The 22,075-nt window shown below is 65.5% G+C and carries 20 protein-coding genes; 11 read left to right on the plus strand and 9 right to left on the minus strand.

From position 1 onward, the window contains the following. Window positions 1-58: 58 nt before the first annotated feature. Window positions 59-2,902 (minus strand): Rne/Rng family ribonuclease, encoded by a 2,844-nt coding sequence (locus VH499_RS00370; RefSeq protein ID WP_332050685.1) that lies wholly within the window; start codon window positions 2,900-2,902, stop codon window positions 59-61. 457 nt (window positions 2,903-3,359) lie between these two features. On the opposite strand from VH499_RS00370, the gene VH499_RS00375 reads away from it, so the two are divergent. From VH499_RS00375 to VH499_RS00400, 6 genes are all read left to right on the plus strand, one after another. Beyond that, on the plus strand, window positions 3,360-4,196 hold the full coding sequence (locus tag VH499_RS00375; protein WP_332050686.1) for an N-acetylmuramoyl-L-alanine amidase: 837 nt from the start codon (window positions 3,360-3,362) through the stop codon (window positions 4,194-4,196). 85 nt (window positions 4,197-4,281) lie between these two features. Further along, window positions 4,282-6,783 carry a penicillin-binding protein 1A gene (locus VH499_RS00380; RefSeq protein ID WP_332050687.1) on the plus strand — a complete coding sequence of 834 codons (2,502 nt, stop codon included), beginning with the start codon at window positions 4,282-4,284 and terminating at the stop codon, window positions 6,781-6,783. A gap of 56 nt (window positions 6,784-6,839) precedes the next feature. Further along, a protein-coding gene (prfB, locus tag VH499_RS00385; protein WP_333783819.1) for a peptide chain release factor 2 occupies window positions 6,840-7,962 on the plus strand; the annotation gives its coding sequence in 2 pieces (ribosomal slippage) (window positions 6,840-6,908 and window positions 6,910-7,962; 1,122 coding nt in all). A gap of 247 nt (window positions 7,963-8,209) precedes the next feature. Then, window positions 8,210-8,911: a phosphatase PAP2 family protein gene (locus VH499_RS00390; RefSeq protein ID WP_332050689.1), complete on the plus strand. Its 702-nt coding sequence runs from the start codon at window positions 8,210-8,212 to the stop codon at window positions 8,909-8,911. 102 nt (window positions 8,912-9,013) lie between these two features. Then, window positions 9,014-9,763 (plus strand): SDR family oxidoreductase, encoded by a 750-nt coding sequence (locus tag VH499_RS00395; protein ID WP_332050690.1) that lies wholly within the window; start codon window positions 9,014-9,016, stop codon window positions 9,761-9,763. A 19-nt stretch (window positions 9,764-9,782) separates the two neighbouring features. Beyond that, the gene (locus tag VH499_RS00400; protein ID WP_332050691.1) at window positions 9,783-10,181 is read left to right on the plus strand and encodes a VOC family protein; all 399 of its coding nucleotides are present in this window, start codon (window positions 9,783-9,785) and stop codon (window positions 10,179-10,181) included. Window positions 10,182-10,203: 22 nt separating this feature from the next. On the opposite strand, the gene VH499_RS00405 is transcribed toward VH499_RS00400, so the two are convergent. From VH499_RS00405 to VH499_RS00420, 4 genes are all read right to left on the minus strand, one after another. Then, window positions 10,204-10,362 (minus strand): hypothetical protein, encoded by a 159-nt coding sequence (locus VH499_RS00405; protein WP_332050692.1) that lies wholly within the window; start codon window positions 10,360-10,362, stop codon window positions 10,204-10,206. Between the two features lie 321 nt (window positions 10,363-10,683). Next, entirely contained in the window at window positions 10,684-11,277 is a 594-nt protein-coding gene (locus VH499_RS00410; protein ID WP_332050693.1) for a phosphatase PAP2 family protein, read from the minus strand. A 118-nt stretch (window positions 11,278-11,395) separates the two neighbouring features. Further along, window positions 11,396-11,944, minus strand: a complete 549-nt coding sequence (locus tag VH499_RS00415) for a hypothetical protein (protein ID WP_332050694.1) — start codon at window positions 11,942-11,944, stop codon at window positions 11,396-11,398. Between the two features lie 108 nt (window positions 11,945-12,052). Beyond that, window positions 12,053-13,663 carry a choline dehydrogenase gene (locus tag VH499_RS00420; RefSeq protein ID WP_332050695.1) on the minus strand — a complete coding sequence of 537 codons (1,611 nt, stop codon included), beginning with the start codon at window positions 13,661-13,663 and terminating at the stop codon, window positions 12,053-12,055. Between the two features lie 581 nt (window positions 13,664-14,244). Here VH499_RS00420 and VH499_RS00425 point away from each other — a divergent pair. Continuing rightward, entirely contained in the window at window positions 14,245-15,219 is a 975-nt protein-coding gene (locus tag VH499_RS00425) for an aldo/keto reductase (protein ID WP_332050696.1), read from the plus strand. 1 nt (window position 15,220) lies between these two features. Here VH499_RS00425 and VH499_RS00430 read toward each other — a convergent pair whose 3' ends face one another. After that, on the minus strand, window positions 15,221-15,463 hold the full coding sequence (locus VH499_RS00430) for a hypothetical protein (protein ID WP_332050697.1): 243 nt from the start codon (window positions 15,461-15,463) through the stop codon (window positions 15,221-15,223). 184 nt (window positions 15,464-15,647) lie between these two features. Between VH499_RS00430 and VH499_RS00435 the strand changes: the two genes are divergently transcribed. Next, window positions 15,648-17,555: an AsmA family protein gene (locus VH499_RS00435; RefSeq protein WP_332050698.1), complete on the plus strand. Its 1,908-nt coding sequence runs from the start codon at window positions 15,648-15,650 to the stop codon at window positions 17,553-17,555. 68 nt (window positions 17,556-17,623) lie between these two features. After that, on the plus strand, window positions 17,624-17,842 hold the full coding sequence (locus tag VH499_RS00440) for a hypothetical protein (RefSeq protein WP_332050699.1): 219 nt from the start codon (window positions 17,624-17,626) through the stop codon (window positions 17,840-17,842). A 6-nt stretch (window positions 17,843-17,848) separates the two neighbouring features. On the opposite strand, the gene VH499_RS00445 is transcribed toward VH499_RS00440, so the two are convergent. Continuing rightward, window positions 17,849-18,094, minus strand: a complete 246-nt coding sequence (locus tag VH499_RS00445) for a hypothetical protein (protein ID WP_332050700.1) — start codon at window positions 18,092-18,094, stop codon at window positions 17,849-17,851. 47 nt (window positions 18,095-18,141) lie between these two features. Continuing rightward, window positions 18,142-18,606, minus strand: a complete 465-nt coding sequence (locus VH499_RS00450; protein ID WP_332050701.1) for a YbaK/EbsC family protein — start codon at window positions 18,604-18,606, stop codon at window positions 18,142-18,144. Between the two features lie 164 nt (window positions 18,607-18,770). Here VH499_RS00450 and VH499_RS00455 point away from each other — a divergent pair, with 164 nt between their 5' ends. Beyond that, entirely contained in the window at window positions 18,771-19,613 is an 843-nt protein-coding gene (locus VH499_RS00455; protein WP_332050702.1) for an amidohydrolase family protein, read from the plus strand. Window positions 19,614-19,853: 240 nt separating this feature from the next. Next, window positions 19,854-21,164 carry an MFS transporter gene (locus VH499_RS00460; RefSeq protein WP_332050703.1) on the plus strand — a complete coding sequence of 437 codons (1,311 nt, stop codon included), beginning with the start codon at window positions 19,854-19,856 and terminating at the stop codon, window positions 21,162-21,164. 13 nt (window positions 21,165-21,177) lie between these two features. Here VH499_RS00460 and VH499_RS00465 read toward each other — a convergent pair whose 3' ends face one another. Further along, a complete protein-coding gene (locus VH499_RS00465) occupies window positions 21,178-21,975 on the minus strand; it encodes a response regulator transcription factor (protein WP_332050704.1) in 798 nt (265 codons plus the stop codon). Between the last annotated feature and the right edge of the window lie 100 nt (window positions 21,976-22,075).

Below are 22,075 nucleotides of genomic sequence, written 5' to 3' on the forward strand. Positions count from 1 at the left end.
GGCACAGCCAAGAAGTGAAAAGTCCTGACTGCGCGGGGTTCTCCTAAGGGATGTCAGATCAGCGACGCCACCAGCCGCGCTTGGGTTTCTCGGGCGGGGTATCGGCGGAGATCGTCGGAATGACGACGGCCGGAGGCGCCGGTTCGGTCTGCGCCGGCACCGGCTGCGGCGCCGCCGCGACGACCGGCTCCGATGGCGGCGCGATCGGCGGCGGTGGCGGGACCACGCTCTCGGACGTCATTGCGGGCTGAGGTTCATAGGGCGGCCGCTCCACGGGCATGTGGGCGCCCTCCATCTGGTTCACCGGCTGGCCGTTCATCGGCGCCGGCGGCGAGACCGGTTGATCGGCCGAAAGAACCGGCTCTTGGTCGGACGTTGCCTGGTCCGCCCGGTGGTCATCTGTGTGATCACCCGGATCGCCTTCGCCGTTCTCACGGCGCCGCCGCCGTCCGCCGCGGCGCCCCCGCCGACGTCTGCGGTCGCCGTCATGGCGTTCTTCTTCTGCGCGCTCCTCGGCGGCTTGAACACCGGCTTCTTCGCCTTCCGCGTCCTGTTCTCCGCGCGCCGGGTCGTCCCCGGCGTCGGGCTCGTCGGCGCCGTCGCCTGCCGCATAGGGCTGCTCGCCGTCGCCCTCGCTCGACGCCTGATCGTGGTCGTCGCGCCGGCCGCCGCGTCGGCGACGCCGCCGGCGACGCCGGCCGCGACCGCCTTCGCGGCCTTCGCCATCGTCCTCGCCGCCGGCGCCTTCGCCGCCAGCTTCGGGTGCTCCGGCCTCGGCGGCCTCGCCTTCGACCGCGTCATAGCTCGCGCGCGCAAGCTCCGGCGTGGGTCGCTGGTCCTCACCGCGACGCGAACGCACGCGCTCGATCTCGCAGTCGGCGGCATGCAGTTCGTCGTCGGCCTCGACCGAGACGCTGAAGCCGTAACGCTTCTCGATCTCCGACAGCGTGTGACGCTTCTGGTTGAGAAGGTAGAGGGCGACGTTGGGCGGCACGCTGACGGCAATCTCGCTCGCGCGCCGGCGCACTCCTTCTTCCTCGATGGCGCGCAGCGCATGCAGCGCCGCCGACTCGATCGACCGCACGCGGCCGGTACCGGCGCAGTGCGGGCAGATCTCGGTGGAGTGCTCCAGCAGGGAAGGCCGCAGCCGCTGCCGCGACATCTCGAGCAGGCCGAAGGCGGAGATGCGGCCGATCTGGATGCGCGCACGGTCGTTGCGCATCGCCTCCTTGACCTTGTGCTCGACCTGGCGCTGGTGGCGCGTCTCCTCCATGTCGATGAAGTCGATCACGATCAGGCCGGCGAGATCGCGCAGGCGCACCTGGCGCGCCACTTCCTCGGCCGCTTCGACGTTGGTCCTGAGCGCCGTCTCCTCGATGTTGCGCTCCTTGGTCGAACGGCCGGAGTTGACGTCGATGGCGACCAGCGCTTCGGTCGGGTTGATGACGATGTAGCCGCCGCTGCGCAACTGCACCACGGGCGAGTGCATGGCGTCGAACTGGCTCTCGACCTGGTAGCGGTGGAAGAGCGGGATCGGCTCGTCGTACTGCTCGACTTTGCTGGCCTGATGCGGCACGAGTTGGCGCATGAACTCGGACGCTGCCTGGAAGCCCGTTTCGCCCTCCACCAGCACCTGGGCGATGTCGGTATCGTAGACGTCGCGCAGCGAGCGCTTGATCAGATCGCCTTCCTCGTAGATCAGCGCCGGCGCCGTCGAGCGCATGGTGAGCTCACGGATCGAGTCCCAGAGGCGCGAGAGGTACTCATAGTCGCGCTTGATATCGATGTTGGATCGCTCGAGCCCGGCTGTGCGCAGGATCACGCCCATGCCTTGCGGCACGTCGAGTTGCGCCAGCATCTCCTTCATGCGCTTGCGGTCGTTGGGATTGGAGATCTTGCGCGAGATGCCGCCGCCTCGGCCGGCGTTGGGCATCAGCACGCAGTAGCGCCCGGCGAGCGAGAGATAGGTCGTGAGCGCCGCGCCCTTGTTGCCGCGCTCTTCCTTCACGACCTGCACCAGCAGGATCTGCCGGCGCTTGATGACTTCCTGGATCTTGTAGGTGCGGACCGGATGACGGCGGCGGCGCTCGCGCGTCTCGCGCTCCTCGCCGGCGGCATCGTCGCCGCCCAGCGTCTCGACCGTGACCTCGGGCTGCGGTGCCTCGCCGGGATCGCTCGGCGCTTCCGCCGGGTCGTTCTCCTTCGCCGTCACGGCAGGCACATCGGAAGGCTCGCCCGCCGCCTCGACCGAGGGGCCCTCCGCCGGCCCGTCGACGCGATCGCTGGAAATCGTTGCGGGCTGCGCGCTCTCCACGACATCGACCGGCACCGGTTCGCCGGGAGCCTCGAACGGCGGCGGTTCGACGGTCGCCGCCGGTTCGGGGGCCACGGCCGGTGTCTCGGCAACGGCAGCTTCGGAGGCCGCGACTTCGGAAGCCGCGGCGTCGGAGCCAGACTCCTCCGCGCCGTCGCTCTCGCTCTCGCCGCGCGGCTCTTCGGCGTGCAGTCCCTCGGCCGCAGCGACCGCTTCGGCGCGCTCGGCGCGGACTTCCTCGATATCGGTGCGGTCGACCTTGTTGGACCGAGGTTCCGGCTCGTCCTCGGCTTCCTCGTGCAGGCGCTGCTGCTCGGCGATCAACCGTTCGCGGTCGGCGATCGGGATTTGATAGTAGTCGGGATGGATTTCCGAGAAGGCGAGGAAGCCGTGGCGGTTTCCGCCATACTCGACGAACGCCGCCTGCAGCGACGGTTCGATGCGGATCACCTTGGCGAGGTAGATGTTGCCTTTGAGCGGCTTGCGCGCCGCGGTTTCGAAATCGAATTCTTCCAGACGTGTTCCGTCGACGACGACCACCCGTGTCTCCTCCGGGTGGCTGGCATCAATGAGCATGCGCCTTGCCATGGGCTCGCTCCCGAGGGGCAAAGTGCCGACCGGCGCGAGCAACCGGCCGCCTTGCCGCCTCTCTGGCGCGAGGGGGACGGTGCGCCATCGACCCGTCGAACGGCCGAACACAAGGCCAAGACGGGGAAGCATCGCGCCGCCGGACCGTACAGATCCTGCCGACCTCGAGTTTCCTGATAGCCACCGCCTGCCTGACAATCCCGCGGACCTTGCCTTGGGGAAGGGGCCCGGCGGGGCTGCCGTCGGAGCGCGGCCTCCTCGGGAGGGCGCTTCGAACGACGGCGACTGCTCGCGGATCGCAACATACGGGGTTCGCGAAAAAGCGACAACCCAAACGTTGAGGCCGTGCAAATCGTCGCATAACTAACTGAAAAACATTGAATTTGCATGGGCTCTCATGTTTTACTTTAAGAAAGCTTCATAAGAACTGAACCCCTCTGGCCGACTGGCGCCGACTATGCCCGATGTTCGCCGTCGCGATCTGATCGCTGCTTCATTTGCTCTGGGAACCTGGTTTTTTGGCGCCGACTCGGCGTTCGCCCGGTCGGGGAAGAAGCCGGCGTCGCCGGCGATCAAGAAACAGAAGAAGCTCGTACCCAAACCCAAGCTCATCGTGCTCGATCCCGGCCATGGCGGCAAAGATCCGGGCGCGCTCGGCTTGCGCGGTACGCAGGAGAAACGCGTCGTCATCAAGGTGGCGTACGACCTGCGGCGCCAGCTTCAGGCAGGTGGCCGATATCGTGTCGTCCTCACCCGCGCCGACGACACCTTCATTCCCCTGCGCGAGCGTGTCGCCCGGGCGGAGGATGCCAAGGCCGATCTGTTCCTGTCGATCCACGCCGATTCGCATCCCGACTCGGACGTCCGCGGGGCCTCGGTCTATACGCTGTCCGAAGAGGCGAGCGACCGCGAAGCCGAAGCACTGGCGGCGCGCGAGAACGACAGCGGCGGCTCCGGCCTGCGCCTCAGCCGCCATTCGGACACCGTGGCGAAGATGCTGGTCGCGATGTCCCAGCGCGGCACCGTGAACGATTCGCGCCGCTTTGCCGATACGATCGTGGAGACGTTCGGCCGCAGCGGCGTGCGCCTGCTGCCGCACAGCCATCGCGAGGCGGGTTTTGCCGTGCTCACCTCGCCCGATATTCCGGCGGCGCTGGTCGAACTCGGCTATCTCTCCAACCGCTTCGACGAGAAGCTTCTGACCGTGCCGCAGCACCAGGCGGCGCTCGGCCGCGCGCTCAGGGCTTCCGTCGACGCCTATTTCGCCGCCGCATCTGCCACAAGAAAGGCATAAGTCGCAGCCACGCTTGGAACGTTGTCCCCGAAGTGGCCGGCGCCGCAGGTTGCCGCTCCCTGCAGGGCTCGCGTAGAAGGTGACCGTGATCCGCTTCGTCAAAGTGCTGCTGGCCTTCTGCCTGGCCGGCCTGATCGTCGGCATCGGCACCGTGGCGGGCCTGTTCTGGCACTTCAGCCATGGCCTGCCCGATCACAAGCAGCTCGCCGACTACCAGCCGCCGACCGTGTCGCGGCTCTACGCCGCCGACGGTCGCCTGCTGGCCGAGTACGCCCGCGAGAAGCGCATCTTCGTGCCCGTCGCCGCCATGCCCAAACGGCTGCTCGAGGCGTTCGTCTCGGCCGAGGACCAGCGCTTCTACAGCCATCCCGGCGTGGACTTCATCGGCATGACCCGCGCTGCGATCACCGACCTCGCCAATCCCGGCAAGCGGCCGGAGGGCGCCTCGGGCATCACCCAGCAGGTCGCCAAGAACTTCCTGCTGTCCAACCAGGCCACGCTCTCGCGCAAGATCCGCGAGGCCATCCTCGCCTTCCGCATCGAGCAGACCTACTCCAAGGACCACATCCTCGAGCTCTATCTCAACGAGATCTACCTCGGCTCCGGCAACTACGGCGTCGCCTCGGCGGCACTGAACTACTTCGACCGGTCGCTGGGCGAGCTCAGCCTGTCGGAGATCGCCTATCTCGCCGGCCTGCCCAAGGCGCCCAACCGCTACAACATCGTGCGCAATCCGCAGGAAGCCTATGCGCGGCGCGACTACGTGCTGGGCCGCATGCGCGAGGATGGCTATATCACCGGCGCCGAGGAGAAGGCCGCCAAGGCGGAGAAGCTGCAGTATCGCAAGCGCGGGCCGACAGAGGTCGTGACGGCCGACTATTTCGCCGAGGAGGCGCGGCGCAACCTGCTGGCGGCCTACGGCGACAAGGGCCTGTACGAGGGCGGCCTCACGGTCATGACCTCGCTTGATCCCGCGATCCAGGAGACCGCCGACAAGGCGTTGCAGGCGGGATTGATCGCCTACGATCGCCGCCACGGCTGGCGCGGGCCTTACGCCAAGATCGCTGACATGGGCGCCGACTGGCAGGAGGAGTTCGCGCGCATCCAGCAGCGCCGACCGCTCTACGGCCCGTCCACCTGGCAGCTCGCGGTCGTCACCAAGGTCGAGCCGCAGGCGGCGGTGATCGGCGGCCTGCCCGACGACGGCACCAATACCGGCACGGGCACCGTGCCCTTCGCCGAGATGCGCTGGGCCTGCAAGACCGGCCCCGACCAGACGCTGGGCGCCTGTCCCGGACGGCCCGCCAACGTCGTCAGCGTGGGCGACGTGATCGTGGTCGAGAAGGTCGAGAAGGACGCCAGCAACAAGCCCTATCCGGCCAACACCTACGGCCTGCGCCAGGTGCCGAACGTGAACGGCGCCGTGATCGTGATGGAGCCGCAGACCGGCCGCATCCTCGCGATGTCGGGCGGCTGGTCCTATGGCATGAGCCAGTTCAACCGCGCCGTCCAGGCGCAGCGCCAGCCCGGCTCGTCCTTCAAGCCGTTCGTCTATCTCGCGGCGATGGACGCCGGGTTCACGCCCTCGACGCTCGTGCTCGACGCGCCGTTCGAATACAACCCCGGCTATGGTCAGCCGATCTGGCGCCCCGGTAATTACCAGAACGAGGCTCCGCTCGGCCCTGCCACCGTGCGGCGCGGTCTCGAACAGTCGCGCAACCTCATGACGGTGCGCATGGCCCAGCAGATGGGCATGAAGCGCGTGGTCGAGGTCGCCAAGGAATTCGGCATCGCCGACAACATGAGCGCCTATCTGCCGATGGCGCTGGGTGCGGTCGACACCACGGTGCTGCGCATGACCATGGCCCATGCCCAGCTTGCCAACGGAGCGCGGCGCATCACGCCCAGCCTGATCGACCGCGTGCAGGATCGCGAGGGCAAGACGATCTACCGGCACGAGCCGCGCATCTGCGAAGGCTGTGGGCCGGCGCCCGATGGCCAGAAGCCCCCGCCGCCGCGCATCGTCGATCCGCGCCAGCCGTTCCACGACCCGGCCTCTGTCTATCAGGTGGTGAACATGATGCTGGGCGTGACCACGCGCGGCACCGCCGCTCAGCTCGCGGCACTTGGCCGGCCGATCGCGGGCAAGACCGGCACCACCAACGACTCGAAGGACACCTGGTTCTTCGGTTCCACCCCCGACCTCACGATTGGCGTCTATGTCGGCTTCGACGACCCGCGCACGCTCGGTCGCAACGAGCAGGGCAGCTTTACGGCGGCGCCTATCTACGAGCGCATCGCCAAGGTCGTCTACAAGGACAAGCCGCCGACGCCGTTCCGCGTACCGCCGGGTCTCCGGCTGGTGCGCGTCGATCACGACACCGGGCAGCCCGCCTGGCCGGGCGATCCCAACGTCATCGACGAGTTCTTCAAGCCCGGCACCGAGCCCAGCGGCGACGGTCAGCAGCAGGTGCTTGACGGCTCCGCCTCCCTTTCGGGTATAGACCCGTCGGAAGCTGGCGGCCCGATGTCGTCGAGCGGCGGCGGACCGCGCGGCACGCTCACCGGAACCGGCGAAACCTATTGATCTTCCGGACATGAGCAGGGCGAGCCGGAGGCTCGCGGTCCACAAGAGGAGCAGCAATGCGCGCCGAAAGTCAGGCGATGGTGAACGAGATCGAGGAGTCGCTGGCGCTCCTGAGGAGGCGTCTTTGACTATGATCGCGCAGTCATTCGCCTGGCGGAGCTGAACGCGCGCGCCGAGGATCCGGCGCTGTGGAACGATCCCAAGGAAGCGCAGGCCGTGATGCGTGAGCGCACGCGGCTCGAGAGCGCGCTCGGCACCATCAAGGACCTGCGCGCGGCGATCGATGACAACACGGGCCTGATCGAGATGGCCGAGGCCGAGAAGGACGAGGCCATGATCGCCGATGCCGAACGCGCACTTGGCGAGGCGCGCGAGCAGGCGGCGAAGGCCAGGCTCGAGACGCTGCTCTCGGGCGAGGCCGATTCCAACAACGCCTATGTCGAGATCAATTCAGGCGCAGGCGGCACCGAGGCGCAGGACTGGGCCGAGATGCTGGCACGCATGTACACGCGCTGGGCGGAGCAGCGCGGCTACAAGGTGAGTTGGCTCGAGGAGAGCGCGGGCGAGGAGGCGGGCATCAAGTCCTGCGCCTTCAAGGTCGAGGGTCACAACGCCTATGGCTGGCTGAAGACCGAATCGGGCGTCCATCGCCTGGTGCGCATCTCGCCGTTCGACTCGAATGCCCGGCGCCAGACGTCCTTCGCGAGCGTCTGGGTCTATCCCGAGGTCGACGAGAACATCGAGATCGAGATTCTCGACAAGGACCTGCGCGTCGATACCTATCGCGCGTCCGGGGCAGGCGGCCAGCATGTCAACAAGACCGATTCGGCCGTCCGCATCACCCACGTCCCGACCGGCATCGCAGTCGCGGTCCAGCAGGAGCGCAGCCAGCACCAAAATCGTGCCAAGGCGATGCAGATGCTGAAGGCACGCCTCTACGAGGTCGAGCTGCAGAAGCGCGAGGCCGAGCGGCTCGAGGCGGAGGCCAGCAAGACCGACATCGGCTGGGGCCACCAGATCCGTTCCTACGTGCTGCAGCCCTACCAGATGGTGAAGGACCTGCGCACGAACGTCGAACGCAGCGACCCGCAGAAGGTTCTCGACGGCGATCTCGACGAGTTCATGGCGGCGTCCCTGGCCGCCCGCGTAGGCGAGGGGAAGGACAAGGCGGCCGCTTAGGCGGCTCGCGAGCATTTCCGTCTTCGTGCGAGGACTGTACCTCGCATGAGCATTCTACCTCTTTCGGGTTAAGTCCTTTGGGACTGCATGGCGGCCTAAAGTCCTGATCACGCCGCAACTTGATCGGGTATTGAATTTGCAAGGCGCATGTCAGAATTCGATCATGTGGGCCCGGGACCCTCGTCGCGATCGCGCAACCTCGGGCTCCGTGAAGGGAAGGCACGTCCGACACCGGCGATGACATCCTATGCATCAGATCGATCGTGATCTGCTTCTGTTTTTCAATCACACGACAGCGGCTTATCCATACCTGATGAAGCTCGTAAGGTTTCTCGGGGACAATCCCATGGGCCGCGGGATACCGGTATTCGGCACCCTGACTTACCTTTGGTTTTCACCCAGAGACGCCGAGACGAGGTCTCGAATCGTCGTGGGATTTCTGGCGACGTCCCTCATTCTCGCCGTCAGCTTGCTTTGTCAGCACGTGTTGGCCATTCATGTGAGACCGATCTTTGATCGAAGCATTGATGTGATCAACATCCTGCAATGGGATATCGATCGGTTTCAGAAGCGTCACTATTCATTTCCGAGTGACACGGCCGTCCTGTATTTCGGATTGGCTGCAACCATATTCACGATCAACCGGCGCGTCGGAGCAGCCAATTTCATCTGGTGTTTCTTCACGGTAGGGCTTTGCCGGGTGGCTTTGGGCGTGCACTATCCGAGCGATATCATTGCCGGCATAGTCATCAGTTCGCTGGCGGTTCTTCTGGCAGATCATCTGCCTTTTCTGCGCCGCGCCGTTCTTGGAGCCATGACGGCGTTCGATGCCGACGACCTGATTGCGAACACTGTTTTTGTCTTGTTCGTACTGGAAGCCTACAGCGTATTCCCGGGCGTGCAGGCGATATTCTCCAACGTCATGCAATTGATACTGTCGGGCGCATAGCGTGGCAGGCGGCTTCGCTTGTCCCTGTCCGAGCACTTCGCCGCACGCCACAATGCGATATCTTGTGCCGTCGCATTAATCGGAAACCGATCGGGCAGACACATGGACCTCAAGGGAAAAGTCGCCGTCGTCACCGGCGGCAATGGCGGGCTGGGACAGCGCATCTGCCACGCGCTGGCAGCCGAGGGCTGTCACATTGCCGTCGTCTGCGCCAGGAGCCGGGACCAGGCGGCGGGCGTCGCGCGCGAGCTCGAGAAGCATCAGGTGGGTGCGGCCGCCTTTGCCTGCGACGTGACCGAGCGCGATCAGGTGCAGCGGCTCGTCGACGATGTCGGCAAGCGCTTCGGCCGGCTCGATATACTGGTGAACGACGCTGCCTACAACAAGGCGATCCCCTTCACGGACCTCGACGGCCTAAGTTACGAGGAGTGGACGAAGATCCTCGACATCAACCTCACCGGGCCGATGCTGTGCACCAAGGCAGTGGCGCCTGTCATGAAACGGCAGGGCAGCGGGCGGATCGTCAACATCTCGTCGGTCGCGGGGCTGGGTCCGACGGGCTCGTCGATCGCCTATGCCGTCTCCAAGGCGGGCCTGATCCACCTTACCAAGTGCATGGCCGTGGCGCTGGCGCCGGAGGTGCTGGTCAATTGCGTCGCGCCCGGTCTGCTTGAAGGCACGCGCGCGACGGCCAACCTGCGGCCCGAGCAGATCGAGAACGGCCGCCGTCAATCGCTGCTCGGCAAGGCCGCCGACAAGGACGACGTTGCCGATCAGGTCGTCACCATGTGTCGCACCAACACCATGACCGGCCAGACGCTGGTGATCGATTCGGGCCGCACGTTCCACTGAGCCGAGGGAGACCATCGCCATGCCCATCACCGTCGATCGCGTCGATCACATCGTGCTCAACTGCCGCGACGTCGAGACCACGGTGGCGTGGTACCAGCGGGTGCTGGGCATGACGCGCGAGGAGTTCGGCGACTACAGGCACACCGCCCTGAAGTTCGGCCGGCAGAAATTCAACGTGCGGCCGACCGGCGAGGCGGACTGGTGGTCGGTGAAGAACGACGGTCCCGGCGCCCTCGATCTCTGCTTCATCACCTCACAATCGCCGGACGAGGTGGTGGCGCATCTCGAGGGCTGCGGGGTGAAAATCGAGCGCGGACCATCGCGGCAGATAGGGGCCCTCGGCCCGATGACCTCGGTCTACTGTTACGATCCGGACGGCAACCTCGTCGAAATCGCAAGCTATCCGGCCGGCACCTGAAGCAGCGGCTTGGACTCCCGCCTCAAATGGCCTTGCGCCAGCAGAATGCCACGTCCCAGGCCCGCCTGAGGGTGGCCCTGAGACTGCCGAACCGGCCCACAGCACGCCGCTGCCGCCGGGCAAGGATATCCTCGAACAGAGGGACGACATTGTCGTCGTGGATGTGATCGTACCTGGCCATGGTTGGTCTCCGAGGGGAGAGACGGAGCGCGCCCGAGTTGTTTTGACGTATTGTAGGACAGAGCGCGCGATCTTCGAGGGACGTTCCGGACCATGCGTTCACTTCGTCCATCGGTGTTGCCGGCTGGCAACAGTGCGCGAGCGCGGACAGTGCTCATGGCCTCGCCTCGAGGAAGGGAATGGCGAAGGCGCCGAACATCAGGATCAGGGCTGCCACGAGAACGCCGCCTGCCACGACGATCGCGGCGATGCGCGCCAGACGCGCCACCCTCTCCGATGCCGGACGAGGCCGATATCTCCGGGCCATGGCCGCGCCCGTCCCTCAGCGGCAGGCCGAGAACGGCCAGAAGGTGAAGGCGACCGATCTGATCGCGGCCTCGGCGGGCAGGTGGAGGCCGTGGAGCAGGAGCACTATGGCCAACCCGACAGCCAGGACATGCGCCAACCTGACTGCCGGCGAGGGAACACCCGCCAGCGCGGTCGACGAGATCGCGCCACCCACGCCGATCATGCCGCCGGCCAGCACCTCCGGCATCGAGTGCAGGCCGAGGCGCAACCGGCTTGCGCCGAACACGACCGCGCACAACAGGGCGACGGCGAAGGTGCAGGCGATCAGCCAGTATCTGTTGTTGGTCAGGGAACGCATGGCGATACCCGCCAATCCGCCATAGACGACGACGGCCGCCGCCGTGTGGCCGCTCGGGCTGACGAGACCCGCCTCGGGGACGAGGTGGCCGCAGGCGAGGAAGGCGAGCTTCAACAGCAGCATCAGGCCGAGCGTGGCGCCTACCGCCATGGTCCATGCGAACGCGCCGCGACGCCATCCCGACAGCAGGAAGATCAAGGCAATCGCAGTCGCGAGGGGCAGTATCACGGCCTGATCGGCGAAGTCCGTTATGAAGCGGGGATTGAGCATTCTTCCACGGCTGCTCTGCGGGCGACGGTGCGGACGATAGCGAAGCGAAGCACGCGGCCAAGCGCGCAGGCGTGACTTCGGTGCGACAAGGCCCGGCGGTCGATCCGCCGACGGAAGGTCACGGTTCGGCCTGACCGGTGCCGAGATCGCTTCCGGACGCGTCGCCCTCACGTGCGAGCTTGCGGCGCAGCTCGCGCCAGGCGGCTGCGGTCACCTCGTAGGGCATCGTGACACCGGAGTCGTGGGGCCAGGCCTGCCCGGGTTGCAGGAGGATCTCGCGGCGCTCGACATACCGCAGCCTCACAAGCGACTCGAACCACCGCTGGCGGCTGGTCATGGGCAACACCTCGACCCGGCGCAGGCCGCGCGCGAACTGGATCGTGAGAAAGCCCTTCTGCTCCGGCGTCAGGTCCTCGAACGTGCAGCCGAGGCCCGGCGAGGCCATGCGTCTTGCGATCCACGGCACGATGTATACGACCGCCAGGGCGACGATCGCGACGGCCAGCAGCACGAGGAACGCGTCGCTCGTCCTCGCCCATCGCGAGAGCTGCGACATGAGATGCTGCGCCGCCTGCTCCACCTCCTTGCGCCAGCGATAGAGGCTCGCCAGCGCGAGCGCCATGGCCACTGCACTCCACACCGAGCTACGCGTCAGCTTCCGCCGCACGGCCGCATCCCCCGACATCGATTGGCCGGCACACCCCGCCTCATCTAACGACCGCCGTGGCCCGCCTGTCCAGCGCCGTGCACCGGCCGTCGATGTTTCGGGTGGCGGCTATTGCGCGGCGGCGCGCACCATGTCGGCGCACTTCTCGCCGATCATGATGGCGGGCGCGTTGGTGTTGCCGGCGACGATCGAGGGCATGATCGAGGCATCGGCGACGCGCAGATTGTCGATGCCATGCACGCGAAGCTGCGGATCGACCACGGCGTCGATCTCGCGGCCCATGCGGCAGGTGCCGACCGGATGGAGGTTCGAGACGCCGCGCGCGCGAATGTCGGCCTTCAGGTCGGCTTCGCTCGTCACCGTCGCGCCCGGCAAGATCTCTTCGACGACGAACGGCTGCAATGCCGGCTGGCGGGCGATCTCGCGGCAGATGCGCATGCCCTCGATCAGCGCCTGGAAATCGTAGGTGCTCTTCAGGAAGTTGAAGCGAATTTCGGGTGCGGCCAGCGGATCGGGCGATTTGAGGCGCACCGTGCCGCGGCCGTCGGGACGCAGATGCACGGGGCTGAGCCCGAAGGCGGAGAAGGGCTGCGGCACGACCCCGTGCCGGTTTCGGTCCTTCACCGCCCAGGCGAACATGTTGATCTGCAGGTCTGGCCGTTCCAGCCGCCTGTCGCTCCTGACCAACGCGCCCACGAACAGGCCCATGCTGGCGAGCGGACCGGTGCGGCCGAAGGCATATTGCGCCGCGGCTCTGACGCGATGGCGCAGACTGATCGCGAGGTCGTTCATCGTGACCGGCTGCGCGCAGCGGTAGGCGACGTAGGTATTGAAATGGTCGTGCAGGTGGCTGCCGACGCCCGGCATGTCGCGAACGACCTCGATGCCATGCTGCCTGAGATGTGCGGCCGGACCGAGGCCGGACAGCATCAAAAGCTGTGGCGAGCCGTACACGCCGCCCGATACGATCACCTCGTGCCTCGCTCCGGCGCGCACGACGCCCGCCGGGGTGAGGTATTCCACCCCGACCGCACGGCCGTTTTCGATCACGATTCGCGTGGCATGCGCGCGGGTGGCGATGGTGAGGTTGCCGCGTCGCCGCACACCGCCGAGATAGGCGCGCGCGCTCGACCAGCGCCGCGCCTTGTTGATCGTGGTCTGGTAGTAGCCCACGCCTTCCTGCCCGGCGCCGTTGAAGTCGGGATTGGCCGGGATACCGGCCTGCACGGCAGCATCGTGCATGGCGCGGGCGAGGGTGGGTTGCCAGCGATGGTCGCTGACCTTGAGCGGGCCTCCGGTGCCGTGAAATGCGTCGGCGCCACGCGCATTGTCCTCGGCGCGCTTGAAGTAGGGCAGCACCGAGTCGTAGTCCCAGCCCTCGCAGCCGCGCTGGCGCCATTCGTCATAGTCGGCGGCATTGCCGCGCATATAGACCATGCCGTTGATCGAGCTGGTGCCGCCCAGCACCTTGCCGCGCGGCTGATACATGATCCGGTTGTCGAGCTCGGGCTCGGGCTCGGAGTCGAACATCCAGTTCACGCGCGGATTGTTGAAGGTCTTGTGGTAGCCGAGCGGGATGTGGATCCAGGGGTAGGTGTCGCGCGGTCCCGCCTCGAGCAGCAGCACGCGGTGCCGTCCGTCCTCGCTCAGCCTTCCGGCGATCGCGCATCCCGCGGAGCCCGCGCCGGCGACGATGAAATCGTAGGACGCCTCGTCCATGTCCGCCAGGAGCGTAGGACGATTCGACAGGAATTTCAGCCTCGAGCCGGAATGGGCAAAGAAATCAGGAGGATGCCCGGGAAGCTACGCTTGACAAAAATAGTAGTTACAAAAGTATACGCCCTCAAAATATTGGGAGAGCGCTCCATCGTTCGGCTAAAATTATCGAAAATATTAAGCCTCCCGGGCTTCGTCCCCCGAATGTGGAACGTTTTCGCCGAACGCACTGACATTGCAGCGTTTTCGCACATGCGTCAAGGACTTTGACCACAGAATTGTCACAGCGGTTACAGCCTGCGGCGGTTCAAAAAAGATATTACAAATCAATCGGTTAGCCGTCTTCAGTGGAACATGCCGGATAACTACATATCTCCAGCAACTTGCTTGAGCTGGTTTCATTTTTAAGTTAAAAATATCGAATAACATGTTGATCTAAGACGGGAAATTTCCGACGGCTACGATTTGAAGCTCTGACAACTGAGTGTGTGTCCTCGAAGCCCCGCCACCCCACCACACACCCCTGGCGGGGCTTTTCTTTTGGGGTGCGCGGCGAGGCGAATGTGGCGTGCTAGAACGCCTGCATGAGAACAAAGCTTCTCGGCCGCACCGGGCTTTCCGTCTCCGAGCTCTGCTTCGGCACCATGTCCTTCGGCGGCGATGCCGACGAGACCATGTCGGCCGCGATGTACAAAGCTTGCCGCGACGCTGGCATCAATTTCTTCGACTGCGCCGACGCCTATGCCAACGGCAAATCGGAGGAGATCCTCGGCCGGCTGGCAAAGGGCCACCGCGACGAGCTCGTGCTGACGACCAAGTGCTTCAATCCGATTGGGCCCGACGCCAACGCGCGCGGCCTCTCGCGCCGGCACATCGTGCGCGCCGTGGAAGCGAGCCTGAAGCGTCTGCAGACCGACCGTGTCGACGTCCTGTTCCTGCATCAGTGGGACAGCCTGACGCCAATCGAGGAGTCGATGCGCGCGCTCGAGGATCTGGTGCGCTCGGGCAAGGTGATCTATCCGGCCATCAGCAACTGGGCGGCCTGGCAGATCCAGAGGGCAATCGACATCGAGGAGCGCAACGGATGGGCGCGGCTGCAAGTGCTGCAGCCGATGTACAATCTCGTGAAGCGCCAGGCCGAAGTCGAGATCCTGCCGATGGCGGAAGCCAACGGCCTCGGCGTCATTCCCTACAGTCCCGGGGCAGCGGGGCTGCTGTCGGGCAAGTACTTCGGGCAGGCGTCGGGCCGGCTGCGCTCCAACAAGATGTACGAGGCGCGCTACGGCGACCCGTGGATGGTCGAGGTGGCCGAGAAGTACGTGGCCTTCTGCAGGCAGAAGGGCCTGCATCCGGTCAGCGCCGCCATCGCCTGGGTTGGCGCGCATCCCGCGGTGACCGCGCCCATCATCGGCGCGCGCAATATCGAGCAACTGAAGGATTCGCTTGCGGCGGTCGAGGTGAGGATGACGCCCGAACTGCGCGCCGAGATCGGCGACCTTTCCCGCACCCCGCCGCCGGCGACCGACCGCTCCGAGGAGCAAAGGCCGGCAAAGACCTGAGCTAGTGCTTCAGCGGACGCGGCTTGATGATGTCGCCGCGAGCGTCATAGACGTTGCCGTATTCGTCGAAAATGAACGTACCGACCGAGCCCCGATCGCCCGCGGGCAACATGGCTTGCTGCGGCCGGGTTTGCGCCTTGGCCGGCACGCCATCGCCGGAGACGGGTACTGCCTTGACCTGTGCCATGGCAGCCGATGCCGACAGGGCCAGTGCGGCCGCGACGATCGCCAATATTCTAACCATGACGGTCTCCTTTCGAACTGCCGAGGAAACGGCGGGGAGCCTCCAAAGTTTCTGTGCATGACGCGTCATACGCCACCGTGCTGCCGCAATTGGCTCCGGGCCGGAACCCCGGATGCAACCGGATCGTTCGGCACGTTGATGCCGCGTCGAATCGGGCCGGCGGCAGGCCAAGCGGTTGGAGGCAATGGCGCGCGCATTGAAGATCATCGCCTGGTCGGCGGGCGTCATCGCCCTGCTCATCGTGGTCGCTGCCGGCGCGCTCTATGCATTCGCGACCTCGGCCTGGGTGCGCAGCGAGGTCGAAAGCCGTGCCAGCGCCTATTCCGGCCGCAAGACCACAATCGGCGCGATCAGGATCGACTGGGGAACGACGGCGCATGTGCATTTGACTGACGTGCAGATCGCCAACTCGGCCTGGGGCAAGGCGGAGCACATGTTGAAGGCCGAGGAAGTCGATTTCGGCCTCCGCCTCTGGCCGTTGCTGCGGGGCGACTTTGTCTTGCCGCATCTCACGCTGCGCAAGCCGGAGGTCTATCTCGAGCGCAACGACAAGGAAGAGACCAATTGGGATTTCGAACAGAGCCCGCTGACGGTCGGCGCTGCCAAAGCGGTGGCGCCGAAGGAGCGGCATCAGACTCCGCTCATCGGTCAGCTCGAGATCGACCAGGGCCAGGTGGGCTACAGCGACCTCGGACGCAAGATCGATCTGAAGGGCACGATCTCGACCGCGACGGGGCAGGCGGGCGGCCAGCCCGAGGCCAGGCTCGACCTTTCCGGCAAGCTCGAGAACCAGCCACTCACCGTCCATTTCGTAGGCGGCTCGGCGCTGATGCTGCGGCAGACCGACAAGCCCTACCCGGTTGATCTCGACATCGCTTACGGCGCCACCAGGGTCACGGTGAAGGGGACGCTCCAGGACCCCATCCAGTGGAAGGGTGCCGATGTGGAGGTCGACCTCTCCGGTCCCAATCTGGCCGACATCTATCCACTGCTCGGCATTCCCGGCCCACGCACGCCGCCCTACCGCATTACCGGCCGCCTCGACCGCCGGCCCGGCATGTGGAAGGTGACGAATACCACCTGGCATGTCGGGACCAGCGATCTCTCGGGCGACGTCACGATCGACGATCGCCAGCAGCCCTCGCATCTCACGGCCAATCTCGTCTCCCAGCACCTGACCTTCGCCGATCTCGCGCCCTTGATCGGCGCCTCGCCGGGCACGAGCGGCAACGTCTCGTCGCGGCAGGCCGCGACCGCACGGCAGCTCGAGGCGGAGGGTGAGCTCTTTCCCAACGTGCCGCTCCATGTCGAGCGCCTGCGGGCGATGAACATGGATGTGTCACTCGATGCCAAACGCGTCGTGGCGCCATCCTACCTGCCCGTGACGGCCCTTGCCTTCGGCGTCCATGTCGACAAGGGCGTGGCCACGGTCCGTCCGCTCAATCTCGCCATTGCCGGCGGTAATGTCAGCGGAGACCTCATCGTCGATGCGCGGACTGACGATCCCGGCGTGCGCGCCGGCCTCGCGCTGAGCAACCTCGACTTCGGCGCATTCTTCCGCGGTTCGCGTTACTTCGACACCACCAAGGGCAAGATCCAGGGACGCGTCTCGCTGGCCGGCACCGGCCGGTCGCTGGCCCGGATCATGGGCACATCGAACGGCCATATCGACATCGCGATGGAGGGCGGATCGGTGAGTGACCTAATGGTGAGCCTCGCCGGCCTGCAGATCGTCGATGCGCTGGTCCTCTACGTCGCTGGCGACCATCGCATTCCCATTCGATGCGCTCTCGGCCGGCTCGACTTCAGCCACGGCACGGTGACGTTCGATCGGACCCTGCTCGACACTCAGAAATCCGTGCTACAGGTCGAGGGCGAGGTTGGGCTGGGGGCTCAGACCGTGAACTTCATGGTGACTGCGCGGCCGAAGAAGTTCGATCTTTTGGACCTGCACGGACCGGTCACTGTCCAGGGCAAGATTCGAAAGCCGGTGATCACGGTCAAGGTCCCGATTCCGCATCCCGTGATCGGAGACGCCAAGGACGTCGACTGCGAGGCCCTTACCAGCCAATTGCTGTCGGCTAGACCGTGAAAGCTGCGGCTTGGTCGGCAAAGTACCGGTGTATGCAGCGCGCAATGTCACCGCGGCCGGAGCGTGTCATGTGGTTTGTGTTCGAGGCGGAGTATCGAATCGAGAACGGCCGGGCCAACTGGAACAGGCCCATTCCCGACACCATGGTCTGGCATGGACCGTTCGAGACTGCCGAAGAAGCCGACAAGGTGGTGCGCGGCCGCATGTGGGCCAAGATCGACATCTATGCGCACAGGGCGCGAGCCGTCGACCTGACGGTGCGCGAACCGACCACCGCTATTCCGTGAGTCCGCCTATTCGCTCTTTACGCAGTCGAACGCGGCCGTCGTGCCGGTCTGGGCGACGAAGCGCGCCGCGCGTCTCTTGTCGCGGCAGTAGTTCTCGGCGAGCGAGAAGGCTGCCTGCGCGTTGCTCGCGTTTGTGACCTGAACCGAGACGGCGTTTCCGGTGATGGTCTCGCCGTTGGGGCCGCGCGAGGTTTGGAGATTGCTTGCCGAGCAGGCGGCAACAAGAAGTGCGATGAGGAGAGTTCGCTTCATTCGCCGAGCTTAGCGCCGTTTGACATGGGATCAACGCTTCTCTCCGTTCATCGGCGATCGCAGACATCGACCCATTCGGCCCTGACGAGAGCCGCCATGCGCAACGGACTTATGCGCAGCGCGCTGTTGGTCGAACCGGCGGCAGGCAGGACCTCGTCGAAGGCGCGCAGCGAAACATCGCAATAGACGGGCAGCACCGTCGCCAGCCCGAACGGACAGACGCCGCCCACCGGATGGCCCGTCGTGGCAACGACCTCATCGGAAGTCAGCATGCTTGCCTTGCCGCCCAGCGCGTCCTTGACCTTCCTGTTGTTCAGGCGGGCATCGCCGCAGGTCACGACCAGCAGACTGCGATCCTTGACGCGAAGCGACAGGGTCTTGGCGATCTGCGCCGGCAGCACGCCGTGCCTTCTGGCTGCCAACTCGACCGTCGCGGTGCTGTCCTGCAGTTCGACGATCTCGATATCGGGTGCGTGGGCGGACAGGAATGCACGCACGGTCTCGACGGTCATGTCCATGCAACTCGGCTTGGAGGATCGCCAAATATGATCGATCGCCTTCGGCCCCGCCATGCCTGTTCGCCAGACGAGTGTCGCGAGGGCTGAAACAGTGGCCGCGCTTGAAGGGCTGAAGGCCAGGCCCTAGCCTCGCGCCAATTCACGCGGAGGAAGATTTCATGCCGACAGTCGATGCCCAGGTTCACTGCTACGAACGCAACCATCCGGGGCGCCCGTGGCATGAGGTTCTCGCCGGCCCGCCGGAGGTTACGGGCGACGACATGGTGAAGGCCATGGACGAGGTCGGCGTCGATGGCGCGCTGCTCGTCTCGGTCTTCACCATGTATCGCTGGGATGCGAGCTATGCGCGCGCCGTTCGGAAGGCCCATCCCGGTCGCTTCGCCGTGATCAAGCCCGTCGATCCGAACGATCCCAAGGTTGCCGAGACGATCGCCGAGTGGGCGGGCATCGACGGCACGGTCGCCATCCGGATCATGATGCGGCCCGACGTGTCGACTGACGCGGCGGATCCCGGGATCAATCGCGTGCTGGCGGCCGCGGCGAGGCACGATCTGCCGGTCAATCTGCTCTGCTGGGGGCGGCTCGAGCAGGCCGGCCAGATGGCCGCGCGCAACCCCGATACGCAGATCGTGATCGATCATCTCGGATTGCAGCAGCCCTTTGCGCCGCCGGCTCCGGCGCAGCCGTGGTCGGATCTGCCGAAGCTGCTAGAGCTCCGCCGGCACAAGAACATCGCCGTCAAGATCACGGGGGCCTGCACGCTTTCGCATGAGCCCTTTCCTTACAAGGACATCTGGGATCCGCTGGCCCGGATCTTCGACGGCTTCGGTCTCGATCGCTGTCTCTGGGGTACGGACTGGACGCGCGCCGTCGGCCTTCTCACCTACAAGCAGGGCGTGGAGGCCTTTCGCGTCACCGATCGCCTGTCCGACAGCGACCGCGCGATGCTGATGGGAGGCGCGTTGCAGAAAGTCTACGGCTGGGAGCCGAGGAAGCGCTGACGTCTGCCGCAGTCTTGCGCCTCCTGTCTAGCGATCGAGTGGCGCGCCGGGTCGCCCTCCCGCCACTTTCATCCAGCCGGCGCAACTGAGTCAGCGATTCCCGGCTGGTCGCGCCGATACCCGTCTCGCTCTTTTTATTTCAAATCAACGAGTTGTCACGATTTCTTCTGGTTTGATACGCATCGAGGAGAAATTTGTGCTAAGGCACGGTGCCAATTGGCTTTTTGACGGGCGGGGTAGATGCAGACGACGGTTCCGTTCGAGGCGGGTGCCAGGGCGCGGGGAAGGACAGCGGAGCGGGTTCCAGTCAGCGTTGTGGCGGCGACCGTCGCCGGCAATGCGCTCGAGTTTTTCGACTTCATCGCCTATGCGTTCTTCGCGGTCTATATCGGCAAGGCCTTCTTCCCGGCCTCGACCCCATTCATGAGCCTCCTGCTCTCAGTGGGCGTGTTCGGCGTAGGCTTCGTATTCCGGCCGTTGGGCGGCATCATTATCGGCGCCTATGCCGATCGCGCCGGCCGGAAGCCCGCGATGCTGCTCACCATCATCCTCATCACGGCAGGTACCATGGCGCTCGCCCTGACGCCGTCCTACGCCACGATCGGCGTGGCGGCTCCGGTCATCGTGGTGGTCTGCCGGCTGGTGCAGGGACTGGCATTGGGGGGTGAAGTCGGGCCGGCAAGTGTCTTCCTGATCGAGATCGCGCCCGAAGGCAGGCGCGGCCTCTATTCAAGCTGGCAGCTCGCGAGCCAGGGGCTTGCGGCGCTGGCCGCGAGCGGATGCGGCCTGCTGCTGTCGCAGCTGCTGTCGCCCGCGGACCTGGCCGCCTGGGGTTGGCGAGTGCCGTTCGTGCTTTGCCTCGCCTTGATCCCGGTAGCGGTGTTCCTGCGCCGTGCCATGCCTGAGACGCTACATATGCCGGTCCAGACAGGTGTCGAGCCGCGTCGGAGGTCCGTCAGTCTTTGGGCGCACAGCGGCTTCATCGTTCTCGCCGTGCTGGTGATTCTGGGCGGCACGGTCTCGACCTACGCGGCCAACTACATGACCACCTATGCGATCGCCACGCTGCATCTTCCGGCCTCGACTGCGCTCGCCGCGACCGTGATTGGCGGCGCCAGCACATTCCTCTTTGCGCTGCTGGGAGGATGGCTGGCCGACCGGTACGGGCGGCGCATCGTGATGATGCTGCCGCGCCTCGTGCTCACCCTTGTGACATGGCCGCTGTTCCTGCTGATCGATCTGTGGCCGGGAGGGCCAACCGTCTACATCACGACGATCGCGCTGACCGGGCTGACGGCCCTCGGTGCCACCGCGTCATTCGTCGCAATCCCCGAATTGCTGCCGCGCCCCGTTCGCGCGACCGGATTCGCCGTTGCCTACGCGGTCGGCGTCTCGCTGTTCGGCGGCAGCACCCAGTTCATCATCACCTGGCTGCTGGGTGCCACAGGCAATCCCAGCTCGCCGGCATGGTACGTGACGGCAACCAGCCTCATCTCTCTCGTTGCCATGTTCGCCGTGCCCGAAAGCCGCGACCGGCAACTCGAGAGCTGAGACCGATAGCGGGCTAGGCGGCTGCCTTCCGTTCGCCGCCCCAGCGGTAGCCGAACGAGGGATAATTCTCGATCTCGGCGAAGGTGGAATCGATGACGCGGAACTTGTTGCGGATCCGCTTGATGGTCGAGCGGACGTTCGTGCGGTAGCCGTGCTCGCCGCTACCGGCGATGAACCCCACATGATGCATGCAGTCATACACGGCGCGATAGCTCACGTGATCGCCAATTCGCGAAGCGAGGAGGCGAACCACATTGAATTCGGTCAAGGTCAGATTGACGTCGGTGCCGTTCCAGAAGGCGCGGCTGATGCGCGGCTTCAACTGCAGCTTGCCGCAATGGAGCGTCTCGTCGACGGCGAGCTCGGCCGGCCGCTTCGAGGATTCGACGATCAGGCGTACACGCCGTGCCAGGATCGGCATGCCGCGAGCCTTGTCGACGAAATCCAGGGCGCCATGATCCAGCGCGGCGCTCTCGAGATTGGGCGTCGAACGGCCGGTCAGGAACACCACGGGAAGCCGGACGCCCTCGCGGCGCAGCCGCGGCACGAGTTCGATGCCGCTCATTTCCGGCATGTTCCAGTCCAGAACAATTACGTCGGCGGAGACACCTTCATTCACAGCCGCCAGCAGCGCCGCTCCGTCACGGTAGCTCGTGACCGCGAAGCCGAGATCCTCGAGCTCGGCTGATGCCGCTTCCCGGAAATCGTCGTCGTCATCGACGAAGATCAGACGGATCTGATTGCTGTTGGTATCCCCCGAAATGGACCCATGAATCTTCGCAGGCCCCACCTGGCCCAATATCTGCAGCATTTGCCCTCCACAATCTTGTGGAGAGGTTCCGATACCCCGCGGAAATCTCCCCACACACCCAGCCGGAGCATATTCCAGGTGGCGTACGGCGTAGAAGGGC

Source organism: Reyranella sp., from assembly GCF_036558665.1.
Lineage (GTDB): Bacteria > Pseudomonadota > Alphaproteobacteria > Reyranellales > Reyranellaceae > Reyranella.

Coding starts and splice junctions, on each gene's coding strand:
- VH499_RS00370 (WP_332050685.1), bottom strand. CDS start 2,902: ATGGCAAGGCGCATGCTCATTGATGCCAGCCACCCGGAGGAGACACGG.
- VH499_RS00375 (WP_332050686.1), top strand. CDS start 3,360: ATGCCCGATGTTCGCCGTCGCGATCTGATCGCTGCTTCATTTGCTCTG.
- VH499_RS00390 (WP_332050689.1), top strand. CDS start 8,210: ATGCATCAGATCGATCGTGATCTGCTTCTGTTTTTCAATCACACGACA.
- VH499_RS00395 (WP_332050690.1), top strand. CDS start 9,014: ATGGACCTCAAGGGAAAAGTCGCCGTCGTCACCGGCGGCAATGGCGGG.
- VH499_RS00400 (WP_332050691.1), top strand. CDS start 9,783: ATGCCCATCACCGTCGATCGCGTCGATCACATCGTGCTCAACTGCCGC.
- VH499_RS00405 (WP_332050692.1), bottom strand. CDS start 10,362: ATGGCCAGGTACGATCACATCCACGACGACAATGTCGTCCCTCTGTTC.
- VH499_RS00410 (WP_332050693.1), bottom strand. CDS start 11,277: ATGCTCAATCCCCGCTTCATAACGGACTTCGCCGATCAGGCCGTGATA.
- VH499_RS00420 (WP_332050695.1), bottom strand. CDS start 13,663: ATGGACGAGGCGTCCTACGATTTCATCGTCGCCGGCGCGGGCTCCGCG.
- VH499_RS00425 (WP_332050696.1), top strand. CDS start 14,245: ATGAGAACAAAGCTTCTCGGCCGCACCGGGCTTTCCGTCTCCGAGCTC.
- VH499_RS00430 (WP_332050697.1), bottom strand. CDS start 15,463: ATGGTTAGAATATTGGCGATCGTCGCGGCCGCACTGGCCCTGTCGGCA.
- VH499_RS00435 (WP_332050698.1), top strand. CDS start 15,648: ATGGCGCGCGCATTGAAGATCATCGCCTGGTCGGCGGGCGTCATCGCC.
- VH499_RS00440 (WP_332050699.1), top strand. CDS start 17,624: ATGTGGTTTGTGTTCGAGGCGGAGTATCGAATCGAGAACGGCCGGGCC.
- VH499_RS00445 (WP_332050700.1), bottom strand. CDS start 18,094: ATGAAGCGAACTCTCCTCATCGCACTTCTTGTTGCCGCCTGCTCGGCA.
- VH499_RS00450 (WP_332050701.1), bottom strand. CDS start 18,606: ATGACCGTCGAGACCGTGCGTGCATTCCTGTCCGCCCACGCACCCGAT.
- VH499_RS00455 (WP_332050702.1), top strand. CDS start 18,771: ATGCCGACAGTCGATGCCCAGGTTCACTGCTACGAACGCAACCATCCG.
- VH499_RS00460 (WP_332050703.1), top strand. CDS start 19,854: ATGCAGACGACGGTTCCGTTCGAGGCGGGTGCCAGGGCGCGGGGAAGG.
- VH499_RS00465 (WP_332050704.1), bottom strand. CDS start 21,975: ATGCTGCAGATATTGGGCCAGGTGGGGCCTGCGAAGATTCATGGGTCC.